The sequence below is a fragment of the Lysinibacillus fusiformis genome, from assembly GCF_003049525.1.
In the GTDB taxonomy this organism is placed as follows: Bacteria; Bacillota; Bacilli; order Bacillales_A; family Planococcaceae; genus Lysinibacillus; species Lysinibacillus fusiformis.
The window spans coordinates 686210-705740 of record NZ_PYWL01000002.1 but is presented as its reverse complement, the minus strand read 5'-3'; the positions used below and the strand labels follow the sequence as shown (position 1 = coordinate 705740).

The following is a 19531-nucleotide window of genomic DNA, read 5'->3' as shown; positions in this document are numbered from 1 at the left end:
TTTTATTCGGTATATTCAATATCCTGAATCTCTTTAATTTTTTGGGGACTCCCCAATTTTGGTGGTTCCCAATTATGAATAATTGCCAATGCTTCAGCAAATGAGCTCCTTGGAATATCTTTATAGGACAACACTTGAAATTGTTCCCTCAGAGTCTTATATAAAGTAGAAAAATATTTTCTCTTAGCAAGTGGTGATAGATTTGGATAAAGAATAGATATTCTCTCTTTTACAGCACTACTTATAGCTTGCTGTTCAATAAAGAGCAAAGTATTTTGTCGATTAGCTAGTAATTGATGTGTGTGATTAAATGCGGCTATGTAAAGTTCTTTGAATTGCATTGCCTTTTCACCTGTATAACCCATAGCCAAAATAACAAATCCATCAAATGTTAAGACATACATAGGCATTTTTCGCCCTTGACCATTTAGATAATCCGCCTCACCAATATTGGTGAGGCGAAAGGCTTCTGAACACTTTAAGTTACGAATATCGCGTAAAACCTTGTCATGCCCTTTTTGAAAAACATCTGCAATGATCCGACTATCTGTAAAAGCTTTATTATCACTCACATAAACAATCCCTTGTTGCCCTTCCAGCAATTGTTGTAAAGTCAAAATCAACGCTCCTTTCTATGGACAAGTTTGTTCTATTTGTCTGCAATCTACATTCCACATTTCGATTCCATCGATTGTGACTTTATAATGTTCAGTAACCCAATTTTTAGTATCTACAAACCACGGCTGTTGCTGGTCCTTTGTTGTAATGGCATTAAAAGCCTCTTTTGTGAGCAAAACATTGCCAATTGTATTATGTTGATCTTTAGAAATACTGATAATGCCTACTTTTAGTGCTTCCGTCTGTAGATCCTGTTGCAACCTCACAAAACGTGGATTGAGATTGAAATAATAGACGTCTTGATTGGTCCTAAAATGATCCTCGAAATCCTGCTGTACATGTAAAACTCCTTGGATGAAGGCTTTAATTTCTACTAACCTCGTATTCATTTCTTCACCTACTTTCAAAATTTTTGTTATGTGAGACTCGCATCATTGAACTCACAAGAACACTCCTTATGAGTTCTGAGATGGGAATGATACAAAAAAACAGTAAGGCACTTTTATTTGTTACAGAAATCAGTTTCATAAATGCTAATAATTACTTCAAACAATTCCTCTTCCAAGTTTCTGTACGCCACCAAGCTGTATATTTGAATTTTTATTACCAACCATTTGTAATTTCTCGAACAACTTCAAATGCCTCTTGATACGGCCACCAACGTTTGCGATGCTTTTTAATCTCAATGGCTCGCATACGCGCATCACGTACAATCTCATTTTCTAAAAATCTTGGTGACATATTCGTTAGCTCTGACATCTTTTGCAAATCTATTAACCATAATACTTCTCGTATCTCTTCATCAAGCCATTTCTCTATATATTTTCGAATGGCTTGTTTGTCAAGTGATACTTCAATACTTGTTGGTATCATATTCTCCCCCCTAATCACACAGTTAATTGTCTTCATCCCGCTAATCTTCCATGCCTTCCTGTTCTATGTATCCCACCATTGATTCCTTATTTATACTTGAAACTCTTGTGTTTCAACAGCTTTGCCTACTTGAATACCAGCCTGAATGCCTGCTTCATAACCCTTAATATAATTTTCAATTGAACGCTGTTGTTCTTCTGTTAAATTGCCTAATAAACGCACCATACGTTCAAAAGAAGGTTTAGCTTCAACATTTAAAATCAAATCGACCATCAATCTCACCACCCATTTTTATGACTTTGTATTTTTATATTATTACAAAGTGTTTATTTAATCAATATATTAACTTATAAATTATTGCATTGTCATAAAATAAAAGTTATTCTTTATTTTAAAGGAGGGTGTATACCGTGAATGAAAGGTTAAAATTTTTAAGAAAAACACTAAAATTAAATCAACAAGAATTTAGTGACAAAATTGGTGTTTCTCAATCTGCTCTAACATTGATGGAAAATGGTAAACGAACAATTAGAGATATTTATGTTACACAAATGTGTCATATATTTAATGTGAACGAAACCTGGTTACGAACTGGTCAAGGTGAAATGTTCATGGCATCAAATACATTTTCATTAGATGAACAGGCAAAAAAAAGTAATCTCACTGACTTAGAAATCAGAATTATGCAAAGTTATATGAATTTAGATCGTAATATACGTGAAAAATTAATGGCAGAACTTGAAGCTATTTTTAAACCTAATCATGATGAAACTGTAGCTACTATTGAAGATAATATTGATCCTGAAATTGAAACTGAAGTGGCAGCCTTTCGTAAAGAACTAGAGGCTGAGAAAAGGGGGGAAACATTATTAGCATCACAAAAGCCAGAAAGAAGAGAATCCAGTTAGAAATCAATAAAAAATAAAGGGACTCGCCATTTTTGGCGAATCCCTACATTTTTAACATATCTGAGGTATTTTGACTTACTGACAGAAAAGAAACAAGAAGAAGTTCGTAATGAATTAAATTTGTAAAACAAATTGATTATTTATTACGTTTATTTTTATAACGACACCTTTGTATTGTTAATAATTATTAACTAAATACATGGCCCCCAAAATAAACGAAAAAAATTGACGACATTCAAAATATTATAGACAAAGCAAACGAAATAGTAGATGATTTTGAATACCAAGATTGATTAACTTACCTATTCCTGTACACACGCCGCCAAGCCATGAAAGGAATGGTTAAAGTGAAGTTATATAAATCTGCAAAAGAACCAGAAATATATCACTACATCAATGCAAAAGAAGAAAAGCTGTGGATGTTTCGGCATAAGTATTATGATTCTAATGGGAAACGAAAAGAGAAGAAAAAAAGTGGTTTTACATCAGAAAAAGCAGCATTGAAAGCCCTATTGGAAGTAAAGGCTTCAACCCTGCGTGGTGAAACAAAACTTATAGAAAATGATAACCTAACTGTAACTCAATGGCTAGATATTTGGTTTGAATCCAATAAACAAAAATGGAAACTTGCAACGATAACACAACGTGAAATCATTTTAAGGCTTAATATAAAACCGTTAATTGGTCATTATAAATTACAAAAGCTAGACAGATTAACATACCAAAAAAGTTTAATTAATGCCTTAGAAGAGAAATATGAACCTAGCTCAATTCGACTAATTCACTCAATCTTTTTAATCGCTATTAATGCTGCAGTTGATGAAGAGATAGTTCTTCGAAACAAATTTAGAGGGGTAAGCTTGCCCTCTACTCGAAACAAAGAGAAAGAGATAACAGTTCTAACATCTGATCAACTAAGTACAATGCTAGCATACACAAAAGAGCATGAAGATGAAACTTACTATTCAATTTTACTGTTACTTTCATTTACAGGAATGCGAAAAGGTGAAGCATTAGGCCTCCAATGGGGAGATATTGACTTTGAAGCGCAAACAATTAGTATTAACCGAAATCGAACTAAATTCGGAACAGGGACCACTAAAACAAAAAATAGTGAACGCAAAATCAAAGTTGGTAAAAATGTAATTGAACAGTTAAATAGTTATCAAAAAGTAATCAAAGAAAAATTACTAACTTTCGGAAAAAAACTAGAAGACAAAATTTTTGTATTTCACTCTTTGGAAAGTATGATACCAATGCCATTAACAACGTTACACAAAGGATTTAAGAGAATTGTTCAACGTGCTGGGTTAAAAGAATGTACAATACATTCTCTTAGACACTCACATGCAACTATATTAATGAATGACGGTGTGCCCGTCAAAGCTATTGCTGAACGATTAGGTAACACACCAGAAATGATTCATACAACTTACGGTCATGTATTGAGAGAAATGGAAGATAAAATTATAGACACTTTTGACCGTGCTATAGAAATTGGGGCTAAAAATGGGGCTAATCTCTAAGAGACAGCCCCAAAACCCTTATATATCATGACAACCACTTCGGTGGTGTGTTTTTTTCCCAGTAAATATCGCCTAGATTATAGTGTGCCATGAAGTCGTCCTCGACGCTGTGATAGTGGAAGTTGTAATAATAGCCTTCCTGAGGTCTTTTTTCAGTACGTACATGGAAGCGGATGACATCTGATCCTGTATCGTTATTGATTACATTGAAAATTTTCTCACCATAATTACCACTTGGCTTTTCAGAGATGGTTAAAGATGCTAAGGATTGCTCGTCCAAACTAGCGACAGTCATGGCAATCGCCTCCTCCATTTTTGGGAAGATGATGTTGTCAAATTCATGGCTAATTTTAGGACCAATTTTAGTACCAAACTTTATGTATGATTGCTCTCTCGCTGCATCCATAAGCAAGGCATTATAATCAATTTCTTCCTCTTGGATATGAACCTGCTCGTCACTACTATAATCAGGCTCAGCAGCTAGAGCTGTGCTTGTCCCCGATGCAGGACCGATAGATGCACGATTCGAAGGATTTTGATCGAATGCTTCCCATATTTCATGCGTTGGCGTAATTAAACCAAATGTTAAAAACGCAACCATTATGACAATACTTTTTTTAACCCACGTTTTCATTTAGTATCACCTACTCTTTATGTACAAATTGGTAATTCTCCTATTATTATATACGTTCTCGCCATTAAAAGGTTTCATATTTCTATAATTCATTGTACAATATTTATGAATAATGTGTCGGTTTTTTAAAGGAGGTACAAAGCATGAGCATCGTAATGGGTATTGGACTTTTATTAATGTTAGGTTACTTATCATCTTTATGTTTCACGGACTAATTTTTTTATTTTGTAATAAGCACTTTATTAAGCCCTCAGAAGCCTGTTATATGCAGTCTTTTGGGGTTTTTCATTTTTCTTTACAATGCATATTAACGCAAAATAATGTACAAAGTTGGGGCTAATATTATTAATAATTCTTGGCGGCGTGTAAGCAAAATTTTTAATTTAGTAATACGTATTAACTCAAAGTGGATATAGAAAACATGAAAGCATTTGTTATGGTGGCGGAGTTAAGAAGCATTTCAGGAGCTGCAATTGAACTAAATCACCTTCAACCCAATATGACTGCAAAAATAAAAAAGATTGAATCACATTATCACCAAGAACTGTTTATCAGAAATTCAAAGGGAGTAAAATTAACAAGATATGGAGAAAAATTATAGCATCAATATAAAAAAACACTTTTTCTTTGGGATGAAACAGAGAATTAGATGAAAAAGAATGAGGAAAAACTTTGCTCTTTTTAACTGAAGTAATCTTACTTATAACTTAGGGTAGTAAGCTAAACTGTTTCTAAACATAAACAAACACCCCATACATGAGGTGTTTGCGTCTATCTTTTATTATTTTGAAAGCTGTTCTTTCCCATCTTCATCGATCATATAAGAGTGAGCATTCGCTGCTTCTTCAATTTCCTTGAATGCCCAATGTGTTGCTTTGACATCTGGGAAGCTTGGTTTTGTGACGCCGTGTAATGGACCTCGTTCAAACATGCGGTTCATCATCACGACAGCTTGTGCACGTGTTAAAGCTGCATTTGGTACGAAGCTTCCGTTCTCAAGACCGTTGATGATACCTGCAGCGCGGTTTGCTTCAATAATCCACTGCGCCCAGTGGCCTTTAGTATCCTTGAACGTAATCGCTACTCCTTCTTCTACAAAAAGTTTCTTATAGTTGGCTACGACTGCTGCCATTTCTGCACGTGTAATGTTCGCATTTGCATGGAAGTTACCGTGTTGATCACCATGCATAATGCCTTGTTCTTTGACAAAGGCAATCGCTCCTGCAGCACTATGATCTTTGGCTACATCTTTAAATGGTGCCTTGCTCACTGTTTGTCCTTCTTTATAGCCTAAAATACGAGCCATCATGATGGCTACTTGTGCACGTGTTACATTCTTATCAGGACCAAATGTGCCATTTGGGAATCCTTTAATATATGCCTCGTGCTTATTTACCTCTGGCTTTTCAAATTGAATAATTGTAAACGTACTGAACTTATCTACAGTGAAACGTAGGCCAAGTTCACCTTTTGCCATTGTCACGACTTCAGGGAAGACCACTTTTTTCTCGCCATCCGAGTGTTCAATAAACACTACTAGTTGCTCTAAGAATGTTTGACGTGCTGCTGCCTCTGTTGGCACCTTTACATCTCTTAGTGGTAGTGTTACTTGTACTGGACGATTTGGCATATTCGTTTCAATGGTCATTGGACGAGCTACCACACGCACATCGTTGCTTTGTAGTGTCTCACGGACAACTTTCTCCACTCTAGCGCGTTCTTCAATCGCTTGACGCTCGCTTTCCTTCTTCACTGGTACTAAACGGAAGTAGAAGTTGTCGTCAATGCCTTCCATAGAGCTATGTGGAATCGCAATTTGACCATTTTCTGTTGAAATTTCTAGTGATAAACCATTGTCACGTAACGTTTGTAGAGATTGTTTTGATACTTCTATCGTCACTTTATCCACTTCATCATTCACATCAGGAATGACGATACGTGCAATGTTATTGCCAGTTTGTTTTGCTTTTTCTACAGCTTCTAATGCTTGCATAGGTATTAAGTTCACAAAGTCTGTTACTTCACCATTCGCATGCTTAGTGCGTTCAATTTCCACTGTTGTTTTTTCAAGTGGATTGTCACCAACAATTTCTAATGCCACTTGGATTTTCGTTGTTGTCGTGCTTAGATTAGTTGTTGGAGGGCTTGTATTTGGCGTCCATGTACCACCGCCACTACTTGATTTTTCAACTGTAAAATTAATTGTATATGTTTTTGTTGTAATCCTATCTTCTGCTGTGACAACAATTGTTGTTGTACCTGGTAAACTTGTTGCATTCGTCACAACAGCACTCGCTTTATCCTTATCTGTAACAGTCGCAATTACTTTCGGAACCGTAGTAGTGTGTACCGGTAATTCTACGTTGTATATTTCCCTTTCTGATGCAAACTCTGATACAGTTGTGGCGTTAACAGTTAGATCACTTAATGTTGCATTATTACTTACAGTTGGTTTTATATTTTTAACCGTAAAATTAATTGTATATGTTTTTGTTGTAATCCCATCTTCTGCTGTGACAACAATTGTTGTTGTACCTGGTAAACTTGTTGCATTCGTCACAACAGCACTCGCTTTATCTTTATCTGTAACAGTCGCAATTACTTTCGGAACCGTAGTAGTATGTGCTGGTAATTCTACGTTGTATATTTCCCTTTCTGATGCAAACTCTGATACAGTTGTGTCGTTAACTGTTAAGTCACTTAATGTTGCATTATTGCTTACAGTTGGTGTTGAATTATTTTCAACATCCTCTAAAGTCTGTTCAATATTGCTATCTAAACTATAAAAATACTCAACTGTTTTAGATTCACCAGGTATCATCTTACCAACAGCAAAAGTTAAACCAACCCATGAATCATTTGTTGTTTCGGCTACTTTACCGCCATCATTAAATGCTGTTGGATCAAATGGGTTGGAACTATTAATAGATGCGCGTGATTTTGAATCTGTAGACATTAATATCAATGCATTCCCAGTAATAGGACCTTTCGATAATACAACAGATTTACCATCATACGGATAGTTAAATGGAACCGAATTGATAGTATCAAATATATCATTTTTATCCGCGTCAATATCAGGATCTACAGAACGCATATAACGTACATCTAAAAGTTCTCTATCTGTCATATTCGTCATTTTAACTGTGGCTTTAAAGAATTTATCATTTGCTTTAAATGAAACAGTTTGTTCTATTTTTAATGCACCATCAGACGTTACCCCACTCGTTTTTGCTACTAAATTATCTTCTGTCGATAAATCTTCATTAGTGCTCATTAGAATCTCCTTAGATCCTAAAGCATTTGCATTTAAAAATACTTTTGTGCTATCATCACTTTCTTTATAACCTACATAAAATCCTTCGTATGGACTTCCAGGTAAGAAATAATCGCCACTGCTCATTGCTTCCCCACTATCAAAGCCATCAGAATCCACTGTAAATCCTAAATTTGGACGTCCAGTAGGATGGAAGCCTATTGGGGCTGCACTTTCCGTTCCAAACGAACCACCTTTTGAAATCCCCATCTCAATATATTTTCCTCCAAGGAAGATCTCATCACCAATTTTTTCATGTCTTGCATAGGAAACATTTTGTGATGCTTTTGTTTCTTCTGGTTGTGATTCTTCTGGTGCTAAAGTCTCTTCGGTTTGTGATTCTTCCGGCGTTATCGTCTCTTCAGTTTGTGATTCTTCTGCTCCTACAGAATATACAGGAAACAAGCTAAGTAAAAGCATACAAATTGTCATTATCAATAATTCTTTTCTTTTTTTCATTTCTTTCTCTCCTTTTCGAATATAGAATAAAAATTAATAGGATAATGTCCGGTTTTGCATTTTATATAATGAGCTAACCAAAAGTATTTACATACTTTTTAAACTCTTCTAGTCCAACTACTAAACGCAGATTCATTACATAGTTATTATAAAAAAACACACTCTCAAATAACTCTCAAATAAAAATAAAAACTCTTCTTATTTAGATAGAAGAGTTTTAATAATCTTTAATAGTCAGTTGTTTTTTGAATAAGCCCATAAATAGCCCTTTGTTTCTAAAAGAACCACTTTTTCATTGGTAGCTGGCAGTCGTAAAATTGCATCATTGGCTTTCAGCTCATAGCCATTATTTATGCGTTCAATTTGGATTGATAAATTATGCTCCGTAAATAGCTGGCGCATTCGGTAGATGGTATTATATAAATTCGCGAGAGCTCTCTTTTCTACATGATTTGTCCAAATATCATCTATTATTTGATATTTTGAAACGATTTTTCCTTCATGGACTAACAAATAATAAAACAGTTCCTCTGTTACTTTTGTTGGCCATTTTAGAGATTGACCATTGATCCGAACCTCTGAGTCTCCATACAGTCGTACCTCTAGTCTTGAGAGATTTCGTTGTTTTTTTATCCCATAGTATTTAGAAAGACGTTCATCTAATCCATGTACCATATTTGGCGACATCGGTTTTAACACATAGTCTAACGCTTGAACTCTAAAAGCCTCTGCAGCATATTGGGAATATGCTGTGGAAAAAATTATTGGCACATCAATTCCCTCTTCAACCAGTTTTTTTGCAAGATCTAATCCAGTCATTTTTGGCATTTCAATATCTAGTAAAAATGCATCTGCTTGAATTTTTGTTAGCTCTAATGCCGCCTCAACTGGCGATGTAAAACTAGCAATCACATGAAAAAGATTGTCTTTTTCTAAAATCCGCTTATGCAAGTCTAAAATTGGTTGTTCGTCCTCAACCATCACAATTTTCCACATAGCTACTCTCCCTTATTCGGTAAATTTAATAGTATAGTTGTTCCTTCATTCACTTCTGAAGTCATTGTTAAGGTTGCTTGCTGTATCTCCCGAACACGGCGAAGAACATTACTAAAGCCAATCCCGCTACTGCTTACAATTTTCCCTTCCATTAGCATCTCGATCTGCACTTTCGTCATGCCAACTCCATTATCGATTACTTTAATCTGCAGCATTTGGGGTAACTTTTGAATGACAATTCCCACACGCCCCTCGCCCTGCTTTTCAAAAATGCCATGACGTATTGCATTTTCGACTAATGGCTGAATCAGTAAGCTTGGCAATTCTACTTTAGACATATCTAATTCTTCATCGATATCAATTTGGACAGTTAGTCTTTCGCCAAATCGTGCTTGTTCTATCTCAACATATGCCTTAATAATTTCTAATTCTTTTTCTAAAGTAGCCTGTACATTTTCCTTACTCGAACCAAAAATAGAACGTAGATAAGTAGAAAGCATCGTCAAGAGGTGACCTGCCTTTTCACCATCTGTATAACAAAAAGAAATAATACTGCTAAGTGCGTTATATAAAAAATGTGGTTTTATTTGAGCTTGTAAAAAGGCCATTTCGTTCGCCACTGCTTTGTTCATTGCCTCCTTTGTTAAGGCAATAGCAGATAGTCGCGCTAAAATCGTTTCCCTAGTTGCTGGTTTTCGAACATAATCATTTGCTCCTGCGTCTAAAACATGTGTAATATTTGTAGGATATTCATCTGCGACAAGCATAATAATCGGCAATTCAAAATAGCTATATTTCTCTCTAATAATTCTTGTTAATGCTAGCCCATCTGTGTGTGGCATTACTTCATCCATTAATAAGAAATCAGGCTTATAATCTTCTAATTTTGCCAGAGTTTTTTTTGCATTATGTGCCAGTTGAATCGAATAATGACTACTTAGCAAAGTTTGTAGCACCTCAGCATGAATCAAATCATCCTCTACAATGAGCAATTTCGGTAAATGCTTATCATCTATAGGACTGCTCATATGAAGAGTTGCGGCAATCTGCATCTCATGTTGCTCTTCATATTTTGAAAATGGGATTGTTATCGTGTAACGAATACCACTATTAAAAATTCCCACTTCATAAGTACCCCCCATTTGTTCAATAATGGTTTGCCCTATGGATTGTCCTGTTTCATCAGCTGCTATTAAAGTTGTCACTTCTGTCCCGTGCCCTTCTATAGTAATGCGAACATCTTTTTCAAGGTGGATTACAGAAATAATCACTTTTCCATCTATTGCTCGATCAATCACTGTCTCAAAAACTCGGTACATAATTTGGGATAATTTTTGCTCATTTGCTTTTACCTCTATTGCTCGATCAATTTGCATGAAAAGCTTAATGTTTTTCTTTTCAATTATTAAAGAATGCATTGTAATTACATGCTGAAGAATCATTTGCAAATTTACAGATGCTACAGCAATTTGAAATTCTTCAAAGCGTATTCTGGTAAAGTCCTTTAAATCACTTACTAAATAAAGTAAGCGTTCCAGCTGCTGTTCAAGTAATTGCTTTTCTGCTGATGACTGGTTCTTTGCTAATGTTCTCGTTACATTTAGTGCATGATATAGTGGCTGCTCAAGCTCATTTGTCGTCACTTCTAAGAAAGAGTCCTTTCCAATTATCGCCTTTTCAAGTCGTTCGCTAAACATTTCTGCCTCCGTCGTTCTATTCATTAAACGCATAGCAAGGAACACATTCATACCTATAATAAATAGAACAATACCCATGCGATTAAAAACATTACGTCCAGAAAAAAATAGTTGATCAAAAGTACCACTGAGACTAAACATAAAGATTGAAGATAAAATTAGAATTAACGTAGCCAACTCATTTTTCGGTGCCCTTGTTTTTTTCGAAATATAGAGAAAGAAAAAGCGAACGATTAAAATAAATGCAAGGAAATTCATATAGCTGAAGAAATAATATTGTAAACTAGATAATGCTCTTGCTGGAAATAATAAAATAGCTACACTGTAGACAATCAGTGGTAAAGACAACATAAAAACAGTCCGATGCTTAAGCACGGCATCTACTGTATAATACACAAAATAAATAAGCATAAGGCCATTAAAAAATGTTATAAAATCTTGTAATCTAAAATAAAATTCAAATGATAAATGAGGAAAATGGCGCAATAATATGCGCTCACCACGAGTCAGCACAAGAAATACTAATGATAAAAAGTAAAGCGCACTAAAAAAAAATGCCTTATCTTTTGTTCTAAGTAAAAATAAACTAAAATGAAAATTAGAAAAAATAAGTAGGATAATAATGACAGACCATTCTAAATTTATATCTTTTATAACGTCACTTTTCATAGATTCTGCTATTCCCATATCAATCGGAAAAATAATACCCTGTCTAGCATTATAAAAATCTGATACTTGAATCGTTAGAATTAACGTTTTTGTTTCAGGTGTAAAATATATTTCATAAGTAGGATTACTCGGTTTTACCTGTTCTTTCTTTGTTCCTAATGTACCATTAGCAGCTAGCTCCTCACCATTAACGTACAAACGATGAGCAGACCAAATATTTCTAACCCTTAGTCCAATCTCTTCAAAATGGGCAGGCAATTCAATCTTAAGCTGATATGTTCCAAATTGTACTTCCTCTTTCCAAGGTCCTGGTACAAATTGTATCGCTGAATCTTCTTGATAAGCTTCGGCTGGACTGAATTCACCAGGGATAAATTTCCACTCCCCAGAAAGTGCCACAATTTGCTCATCTAATGTAATCGATGTTAAATCTAGTACACCGTTCTCAGCTTTAAGCTTTGTTTTTCTTGTATCTTGATCATTAAATAACATATAGAATAAAATCGAAATTGATAGTACTATACAGATCCAACTCGTTAGCTTCTTCCACATGTGTACTCACCTCTTCACCATCATACAGTACAAAACTCTCGTAATTCTATCAAATTTGAGATGTTATAGACATTAGAAAGACAAATATCGCACCATATTAGGGCGATATGATAAAGCATATATTGCAAATTTGTCAAAGTCTGATGTAAATACAATTTCTACGCCTGGTAATAGTACTCGGTGTAAATTTGGAATAATCATTTTTCAGCTATGTTGTTCAACAAACGCGCCCGATTGTTGAATAACTATTTTTGATTATTAATAGCGTTTTCTCATGTATTTCTATATCAATTTTAGGTAGTATAAATACTAACAATTTTCTCGTTTAATAAATTTTTTTTGCTTTTTTAAACCAATTTTTATTGTGAACGGACTACATTCACGTTTAAAACATTGGATAAATCGTTTTAAAGGTGTTGATTCTAAATACTGTTTCATTGAACTCTTATACAATCCTTCACTTATTAAATAGATATGATTTGTCATTTGGACTATAGGGGTATCTACATTATATTTTGAAAAGACATGATAAAAGAGACATTTCCAAAATCGAAAATGTCTCTTTTCTAAATGTTTGATATTTATATATCACAGACGTTCTTTAGCTACACTTTTATTTTGTTTTGGTAGCTTCAATAATCCATTTAGCTAAGTTGTCTATTTGCCCTTCTACAGCAATCGGGTCTCGAAACCATGACTGACTTTCGTTCCACAAGTATACTTTTCCATCTCGAATTGCAGGTAAGTTACCCCAAATCGGATCAGCCTGCAGTTCCTCTAACGTCGATTTAGTTGTTAAAACCAAATAATCACCTGTATACTCAGGAAGCATTTCTAACGAAAACTCATAAAATGATTCTGCTAGCATGTGTTCTGGCACAGTTGAAGGTGGAGTTGCACCTAATATTTCATACATAATTCGACCGCCACGCCCAGATTTCGGTCCAAATAAGAATACTTTTCCATCGTATTCCTGCATGACAGACACTGTTTCTCCCTCATTAAGTACATGTTGAACTTCTTCACGTAATTTATTTGTGTGACGTTCAAAATTGGTAATCCATTTTTCAGCGACATCCTTTTTATCTAATAAATCACCGAAATAACGTATTTCCTCCTGAATCGTTTCAAAGCTATTGTAAGGCATAGCAACAGTTGGCGCAATCAGCGAATATTTTTCTACTGCTTCTTCTTGGTTCAGTTGGGTAATGATTAAATCTGGTTTCAATTGAACCAGTGCTTCTAGCGAATCTCCCACATCTGTCACACCGTCAAGCATCCCTTCTATGTATGGACTATCCATTAAAAAGGAAACAGAGGCAACTGGTTGGACGTCAAGTGCCAACACGGTTCCTAAATAGGCAGGTGCCGCTACACGTTGTGGTTGGGCAGGCACTTTCACATCTCCGAGTGCCGTTGTCATTGTTCGCATTTGGATGCTGGCAGGTGCTTCAGACTTACTTTGATTCGATTCAGTTGAGTCACTATTTTCGTTTGCCCCTTCTGATGATGTCCCACATCCCGATGTGACCATAGTTAGACACAATAGTGCCATTGCTAACAGATTTTTCTTTCTAATTGCCATATCATTTCCTCCATCCAGCATTAATTGATAATGAATATCACTATCAATTAAATGATACATTGCTGGATGTGGAGCAACAATGGACAATTTTGTCCAATTCATTGTATCTTTTGAACCTATATCCTGATATTGCTTGCGGTATTCCCCTGGTGTTATACCTGTTTGCTTCTTAAACATACGGTTAAAATAGATAGTGTCAGGATAACCAACATAAGCAGCAACTTCCTGTAGTGTCGCTTCGGTATCACACAGTAACCTTCGCGCTAAGTCTATACGTAAGCGTATCGTATAATCAAGTGGACTGCATCCCATCTGTTCTTTGAATTTCCTCGAAATGTATTGCGGAGTGTAATTCATTTGCTGGGCCAGCTGCTCCATGGAAATCATGCCACAATAATTTTTTGCGATATAGCGGACAACTTGTTCGGTTAGCGATGGGGCATGTACATGCTCCATCCGCTCCTGTAACGCTGCATGTACGAAACGGATGAAATCCCCTTTGGCCTTCAGTCTCATCAATTCGTGGTCATTCTTTAGATTATTCTCTTTGTCTACCTGTTTATTGTTAATTTGTTGCCAGTCTGCAAACATAGATTCTAGCATCTCCAACATAAAAAGTGGTTCGGAGGGGGACACTGCCCAGCTTTTCATAAATGGATTGTCTGTTTGCATCATCATATGAAACTCTCGCAATGCGGAAGCAGGTAAAGAAGCATTATATAAAATCATATAGAGATCAAGAAAATCAGTAGTTTGAACCGTTAGCCGCTGCCCCTTACCAATATGTAGTAAATGAAACCTTTCGGATAGCCACACTTCATCATTTACCCACAGTTCAGCATGTCCATTTGCAACAAACATAAACATGCTTGCTGGTGTTACATAATCATAAATCACATCGCCTCGCCCTATTCGTTTAATTCGAACGTCCAGTACACGAATGACAACTTGATTCCACAATTGAATTTGTTCACCTATATTCATAATAAAACCATGTAACGAATACTATCTACCCAGTCCATTAGATTGCTCCTTCCTATGCTATTACAATTTAATCAGTTATGATAATCATTTTGATTTTCGTTTCAAGATATGTCAAGAACAGTACATTAAAGTGTTGGATGTAATTTATTATGGTTTCAAAAAAACTTCTACGCCCCTTTATATTTATTTTACCGCAGCAGTAAAATACTGCTCCACCAAGTGTGCTGTCTCTATTTTTCAAAAAACGCACTTACTTATGGTACGGTTCACCACTATTAATGCGAGATTACCTCCTCCACAATCTGGCCCTTTAATTAAAACGAGCGCTAATTCTTGTTACAGAAACGCGCCCGATTGTTGAAGATCGTTATTGAACTAAGCACCCGTTAGTTGAATAAGGCTTTTATTATAGAAATATTTTGGATAAAATACTATATTTCAGGATTTTTTCTTTTGTAATTTCTTTTTTCCTTATAAAGATAACCTCTGCAAAGAAATAATTTTAATGACATCGTGAATATCCTTGATACATTTTCTGTTCAAGGGCTATTTGATATACGTATTGCTTTCAAGATCATCTTTAATGACCTCAGTAGGAATTATGAACTCCAAAGCGCCCATTGCCCCTGGTGCTACTTCGTATTTGTCAAAGCAAATGACCAACTTGCCCTCGTTATTGATGTAGAAACTTTGATTTCTATCAATTTTTACAAATGATACCTCTTCAGGCTTTTCAATAATTCCCGCTACCCAGTAGTAATTACTGCTATCTTTCTTATAATTTGCGATCATTTGATCAATGATATTGTTGCTGATGTTATAAATGTAGTTTTCATCTTTGAAAAGACTTGGTAATGAAATTAATAGTTCGTTCTTTTTATCTATCGTATCGAATTGTCTTGCGGAATAACCATTTGATGTGCTGATTTCATAACGCTCGATAGCAAGGATTTGATCGTTGTCGGTTTTCACTTCATAACCTCCTTCGACTCCAATATGCCCTCCGCCCACGCTCTCAACATATTTCATATCTTCCTTGAAGGCTTCAAATTGTGCTTGGGCTTCAACCATATATTTTTTATTCAAGCTTGCTTCAAATTCAGTGTTCTCCAATCCTTGTAAAGCCGGTACTTTGATATCTGCTTTATATGTTTTATCTTCTTCTTTAAATTCGTGGAAGGAAACAACTTTTGCTAGACTGCCAATGACAGGCACGTCTTTTAAGGAAGCCGCAAAAGGTTCACTCGTGTTCACACCTATTACAAAAAATAGTGCAGCTGCCGCTACGCCTGCAGTAAGTTTTTTAGGCATTTTTTTATGATTTTTCTTGTTCTTCATTTGCTGATTCATTCCTTGTTTTATTGCTTGCCTAACAACAAAATCTAATTCTTCTGGAATAGGAATATTGTCATATTCTTTTTTCATTTCCATTAAATTATCATCCATTATTTATTTACCTCCTCAATTATATCGATGCGCAATATTTGTAACGCTTTGTACAACCTTGTTTTAACTGTACTAACTTTTTCGTTTAAGATCTCAGCAATATCATCTAGTTTTAAGTCTTCAAAGTATCGAAGTATAACCACGCTACGGTACTGCTCGGGTAGTGCATTGATTGCTGTATTTAAATCAACATTTTCATATTTATCTACCACTCCTGTATCTAAGTTAGATAGTATCTCGTCATCTATAACAATAAGTTTTTTCCGTTTCCGAAGCAGGTCAAGGGCTGTATTCACGACAATTCTATAGAACCAGGTTCTTATATACTCAGGATTTTTTAAAGAATTCATATTAGAGAACGCTTTATTAATGGCATCATGCACCACATCAAGTGCATCGTCCCTATTTTGCACATACTGGTAAGCCAGTCTGTAGTACTTCTCTTTATTCTGCATCAGAAAATCTGCGATGTTTGTTCCTAAATCTGTTTTATTCATCTTTTACAACCTCTCCTTAAGGTAAAAAATTCATTATAAGCGCACTCTATTGATTTTGACGTACAACTAACTTAAAAAGTTTTTCTAACACAAATTAAAATATAACCATTCAAATATTCTTCTTTTACTACGTTACAGATTATTATTTATGAATCTCCAAAGAATAAAAAAGGTAGCAACATTTACTGCTGCTACCTAGATACTTAAGTATATATCAATAACAAAAAGTCGTTCTTCTTCAACTATTCTGCGCCGTTAGTTTAAGTGAGAAACTTCACAATCTTACTCTATAAATCAACAATAAAATCCAATTTTATTGAAAACGTTCCTCAACAATCTGGCCCTTACTTTATATTATTTGAATTCAAATGCCTGAACGTCCTTTTAATGATTTTTTCCAACTTCTTAATTCAGCAATTGCAATTGTTTTTTATATAACGACAGATAGAATGGCTCTCACAAATATCAATCCCAGTAGATAAATGTGGTCCCAGTTGTTCAAGTTCTCGTCTTTACATTATTTATTAACCACACAGATTGTAAGTTTTTATTTTACTGTTATTACACCTTCTTTGCTAATTAATTCTAATTTGTTTGAGGCTTCTCCAATCTTTCCTTTTTTTAATTTATCTGTATGTTTTTCTTTCTGATAACCTTCTAAATTTACGCTTATGTCGGAAGATTCACTGTTCGCTGTAAGCTCTAATGATTTGGGTGTTTCTTTGTATGCTATTGTAATATCTCCCTTAACCGAATATATTCAGTTACTGTCATGCCAATAGTGGATTGGAATATTCGATGAAAGTGATACTTTGAAAAATTTGATTGTGCTGCAATATTTTCCAAGGGTAGTGGTTCATGTAGGTTTTCTTCCACATACAAAATAATTTTCTTAATTATAATTTCATGGTTATACAACGAAGGCACCTCCTTTAAATATAGGATATCAAAGTTCTTCATTCGCTTTTTGATATATCTTGCGAAGTAATCGCTGCATCCTAAAAATCATTAAAAAGAGGTTGATGTAATGTCAGCCTCTTTTTATATCTGCAACAATAGGGTCCTTTAAAAGAAAAAGACGCGTTCTTAAATAAACGCGCCCTATTACGGAAGATTAGCTAATTATATAAATGTCCTTTCAGTAAAGTTACACAGTCCCCAATTAACTCAACTTTTTCTCCTTTTTTCTTTAGTTTTATTTCACCCCCGCGCTCTGAATCCTGATATGCTGTAAATTCTTTCTTATTTAAGAGACCACTCCAATATGAAGCTAATGCGCAGTGTGCAGAGCCTGTAACGTAATCTTCGTTAATTCCTATCTTTGGAGCAAAATACCTTGATACAAAGTCATACTTATCTGATCCACGACTAGTAATAATTATACCTGGACCCTCTAGTTCTCGAATTGCATCCAAATTAGGCATTACGTTATGAACCATATCATGGTTTTCCAGTTCTAAAATGTACCGATCTTCTGCCCAAGCAGCATTTTTTATGTGGAAATCAATAACACGTTTTAATTTCTCAGTCACTTCTGTTTGAGTTGATTCTTTTAAATTAAACTTCAGAATTATTTGTTGTTCAGATAGCTCAGTTTGAAGAAGTCCTGATTGAGTATAAAAGTTAATTGTTGACTCTGATGAAGAAAAACCCTCACTCCATAAAATATGAGCAGCTCCTAATGTACCATGCCCACATAAATCAATCTCTTTAGTCGGTGTGAACCATCTAAGTTGATAGTTATTTCCATTTTCCTTTGAAATAAAAGCTGTAATAGGTTGATTGAGTTCTTTTGCTAAGTATTTCATCCACTCTTCTGATCTTTTCTCTCTTAAGAAAACTATTGCTGCAGGATTTCCCTTAAATTTTTCTTTTGTAAAAGCATTGATAAAATAAAATTGGCTATTCATATGCCGCCCCATCCCTAAATTTAATAGCTTCATATTCTTATCTATATTTTAACATAAATATCCATTTTTCTTTAAAGGTATTGTTAAATTAAATGGCCAGTTTGTGGAACAATAAAAAATCCTGCATACCAACACAGGATTTTACTTAAAACTATTTATTAACGTCATGACTTTTTTTCAAATCTACATCCAATTCTAATTGCCTTTTAATTGAGTAAATAGTGTTTCTAGAAAGAAGCAGACTCTCATAAAAGAGCCTGCCTTCCCTGTTTTGTAAAATTAAGCAGCTGTACGTACGTTTGAAGCTTGAGGTCCACGTTGACCTTCCTCCACATCAAAAGTCACTGCTTGACCTTCTTTTAAGGTTTTGTAACCTTCGCCTTGAATCGCTGAGAAATGAACGAATACGTCGTCTCCACCTTCACGTTCGATGAATCCGAAGCCTTTTTCGCCATTAAACCATTTTACATTACCTTTTTCCATTTGTTTTGCCTCCTAGTATGTAAACACACACAATGTAATACTATCCATGCTCTCAGTGATCATCAAGATGAAAAGTTACAAATCCTTTACATCGAACAAAAATAATTCTTTTTAAGAAGAATATTTTTTAAATAAAATGTAAATACATAGAAAAATCCACTGATATGTAGATGTAAAAAATTCTTAAAGTATAGAGGTGAGATTGATTGTTTTTTCTTCTAGAAAAAATGACTTAAATAATATATTGTATACCTAAAATAATGAAACCCCTACCTCTCTTTCATCCTTATGGCTCCTTGTCCGTGCCAGTGTGAATCAGGATTGCAAAAATCAGGTGACTATTTTATAAAGTTATTTTTTAAAACTTCAAACCTTCGT

At 34.9% G+C, this 19531-nt stretch carries 17 protein-coding genes and 1 pseudogene; 3 read left to right on the top strand and 15 right to left on the bottom strand.

Annotated elements, in window-relative coordinates; all coding sequences use genetic code 11:
* Positions 1-2: 2 nt before the first annotated feature.
* From C9J29_RS08450 to C9J29_RS08435, 4 genes are all read right to left on the bottom strand, one after another.
* A complete protein-coding gene (locus C9J29_RS08450; RefSeq protein ID WP_164908698.1) occupies positions 3-617 on the bottom strand; it encodes a Rha family transcriptional regulator in 615 nt (204 codons plus the stop codon).
* A gap of 15 nt (positions 618-632) precedes the next feature.
* The gene (locus C9J29_RS08445; protein WP_107921929.1) at positions 633-1007 is read right to left on the bottom strand and encodes a hypothetical protein; all 375 of its coding nucleotides are present in this window, start codon (positions 1005-1007) and stop codon (positions 633-635) included.
* A gap of 214 nt (positions 1008-1221) precedes the next feature.
* Positions 1222-1491, bottom strand: a complete 270-nt coding sequence (locus C9J29_RS08440; protein ID WP_107921928.1) for a hypothetical protein — start codon at positions 1489-1491, stop codon at positions 1222-1224.
* 90 nt (positions 1492-1581) lie between these two features.
* Positions 1582-1764 (bottom strand): hypothetical protein, encoded by a 183-nt coding sequence (locus tag C9J29_RS08435; RefSeq protein ID WP_107921927.1) that lies wholly within the window; start codon positions 1762-1764, stop codon positions 1582-1584.
* A 137-nt stretch (positions 1765-1901) separates the two neighbouring features.
* On the opposite strand from C9J29_RS08435, the gene C9J29_RS08430 reads away from it, so the two are divergent.
* Entirely contained in the window at positions 1902-2399 is a 498-nt protein-coding gene (locus C9J29_RS08430; RefSeq protein WP_164908697.1) for a helix-turn-helix domain-containing protein, read from the top strand.
* Between the two features lie 347 nt (positions 2400-2746).
* On the top strand, positions 2747-3925 hold the full coding sequence (locus C9J29_RS08425; RefSeq protein WP_473808332.1) for a site-specific integrase: 1179 nt from the start codon (positions 2747-2749) through the stop codon (positions 3923-3925).
* Positions 3926-3950: 25 nt separating this feature from the next.
* Here C9J29_RS08425 and C9J29_RS08420 read toward each other — a convergent pair whose 3' ends face one another.
* Complete coding sequence (locus C9J29_RS08420; RefSeq protein WP_008175017.1) at positions 3951-4559, bottom strand: YpjP family protein; 609 nt, start codon at positions 4557-4559, stop codon at positions 3951-3953.
* A gap of 406 nt (positions 4560-4965) precedes the next feature.
* On the opposite strand from C9J29_RS08420, the pseudogene C9J29_RS08415 reads away from it, so the two are divergent.
* Positions 4966-5157 (top strand): annotated as a pseudogene (locus C9J29_RS08415) (LysR family transcriptional regulator); the annotation flags it as partial.
* A 183-nt stretch (positions 5158-5340) separates the two neighbouring features.
* Here the strand turns inward: C9J29_RS08415 and C9J29_RS08410 are convergent.
* The 10 genes from C9J29_RS08410 to C9J29_RS08365 all read right to left on the bottom strand — a co-directional run bounded on the left by C9J29_RS08410 (position 5341) and on the right by C9J29_RS08365 (position 19153).
* Entirely contained in the window at positions 5341-8334 is a 2994-nt protein-coding gene (locus C9J29_RS08410) for an S-layer homology domain-containing protein (RefSeq protein WP_107921924.1), read from the bottom strand.
* Positions 8335-8568: 234 nt separating this feature from the next.
* A complete protein-coding gene (locus C9J29_RS08405) occupies positions 8569-9330 on the bottom strand; it encodes a response regulator (RefSeq protein WP_107921923.1) in 762 nt (253 codons plus the stop codon).
* A gap of 2 nt (positions 9331-9332) precedes the next feature.
* A complete protein-coding gene (locus C9J29_RS08400; protein ID WP_107921922.1) occupies positions 9333-12248 on the bottom strand; it encodes a histidine kinase in 2916 nt (971 codons plus the stop codon).
* Positions 12249-12861: 613 nt separating this feature from the next.
* Positions 12862-14793 carry an AraC family transcriptional regulator gene (locus C9J29_RS08395; RefSeq protein WP_237068778.1) on the bottom strand — a complete coding sequence of 644 codons (1932 nt, stop codon included), beginning with the start codon at positions 14791-14793 and terminating at the stop codon, positions 12862-12864.
* Positions 14794-15363: 570 nt separating this feature from the next.
* Entirely contained in the window at positions 15364-16263 is a 900-nt protein-coding gene (gene rsiV, locus C9J29_RS08390) for an anti-sigma-V factor RsiV (protein ID WP_008175020.1), read from the bottom strand.
* Positions 16263-16760: a sigma-70 family RNA polymerase sigma factor gene (locus C9J29_RS08385; protein WP_008175021.1), complete on the bottom strand. Its 498-nt coding sequence runs from the start codon at positions 16758-16760 to the stop codon at positions 16263-16265. Before C9J29_RS08385 ends, rsiV begins: the two co-directional genes overlap by 1 nt.
* Positions 16761-17307: 547 nt before the next feature.
* Positions 17308-17493 (bottom strand): DUF4097 family beta strand repeat-containing protein, encoded by a 186-nt coding sequence (locus C9J29_RS08380; RefSeq protein ID WP_237068789.1) that lies wholly within the window; start codon positions 17491-17493, stop codon positions 17308-17310.
* A complete protein-coding gene (locus tag C9J29_RS08375) occupies positions 17490-17720 on the bottom strand; it encodes an AraC family transcriptional regulator (protein WP_237068777.1) in 231 nt (76 codons plus the stop codon). Before C9J29_RS08375 ends, C9J29_RS08380 begins: the two co-directional genes overlap by 4 nt.
* Positions 17721-17878: 158 nt before the next feature.
* On the bottom strand, positions 17879-18670 hold the full coding sequence (locus tag C9J29_RS08370; RefSeq protein ID WP_164908696.1) for a PhzF family phenazine biosynthesis protein: 792 nt from the start codon (positions 18668-18670) through the stop codon (positions 17879-17881).
* Between the two features lie 279 nt (positions 18671-18949).
* Positions 18950-19153: a cold-shock protein gene (locus C9J29_RS08365; protein ID WP_008175035.1), complete on the bottom strand. Its 204-nt coding sequence runs from the start codon at positions 19151-19153 to the stop codon at positions 18950-18952.
* Positions 19154-19531: the final 378 nt, after the last annotated feature.

Bases quoted from the DNA above. Each gene is read 5' to 3' on its own strand.
- C9J29_RS08435 (WP_107921927.1), bottom strand. From the start codon at position 1,764: ATGGTCGATTTGATTTTAAATGTTGAAGCTAAACCTTCTTTTGAACGT.
- C9J29_RS08385 (WP_008175021.1), bottom strand. From the start codon at position 16,760: ATGAATAAAACAGATTTAGGAACAAACATCGCAGATTTTCTGATGCAG.
- C9J29_RS08440 (WP_107921928.1), bottom strand. From the start codon at position 1,491: ATGATACCAACAAGTATTGAAGTATCACTTGACAAACAAGCCATTCGA.
- C9J29_RS08375 (WP_237068777.1), bottom strand. From the start codon at position 17,720: ATGAAGAACTTTGATATCCTATATTTAAAGGAGGTGCCTTCGTTGTAT.
- C9J29_RS08445 (WP_107921929.1), bottom strand. From the start codon at position 1,007: ATGAATACGAGGTTAGTAGAAATTAAAGCCTTCATCCAAGGAGTTTTA.
- rsiV (WP_008175020.1), bottom strand. From the start codon at position 16,263: ATGGATGATAATTTAATGGAAATGAAAAAAGAATATGACAATATTCCT.
- C9J29_RS08410 (WP_107921924.1), bottom strand. From the start codon at position 8,334: ATGAAAAAAAGAAAAGAATTATTGATAATGACAATTTGTATGCTTTTA.
- C9J29_RS08365 (WP_008175035.1), bottom strand. From the start codon at position 19,153: ATGGAAAAAGGTAATGTAAAATGGTTTAATGGCGAAAAAGGCTTCGGA.
- C9J29_RS08405 (WP_107921923.1), bottom strand. From the start codon at position 9,330: ATGTGGAAAATTGTGATGGTTGAGGACGAACAACCAATTTTAGACTTG.
- C9J29_RS08370 (WP_164908696.1), bottom strand. From the start codon at position 18,670: ATGAATAGCCAATTTTATTTTATCAATGCTTTTACAAAAGAAAAATTT.
- C9J29_RS08400 (WP_107921922.1), bottom strand. From the start codon at position 12,248: ATGTGGAAGAAGCTAACGAGTTGGATCTGTATAGTACTATCAATTTCG.
- C9J29_RS08420 (WP_008175017.1), bottom strand. From the start codon at position 4,559: ATGAAAACGTGGGTTAAAAAAAGTATTGTCATAATGGTTGCGTTTTTA.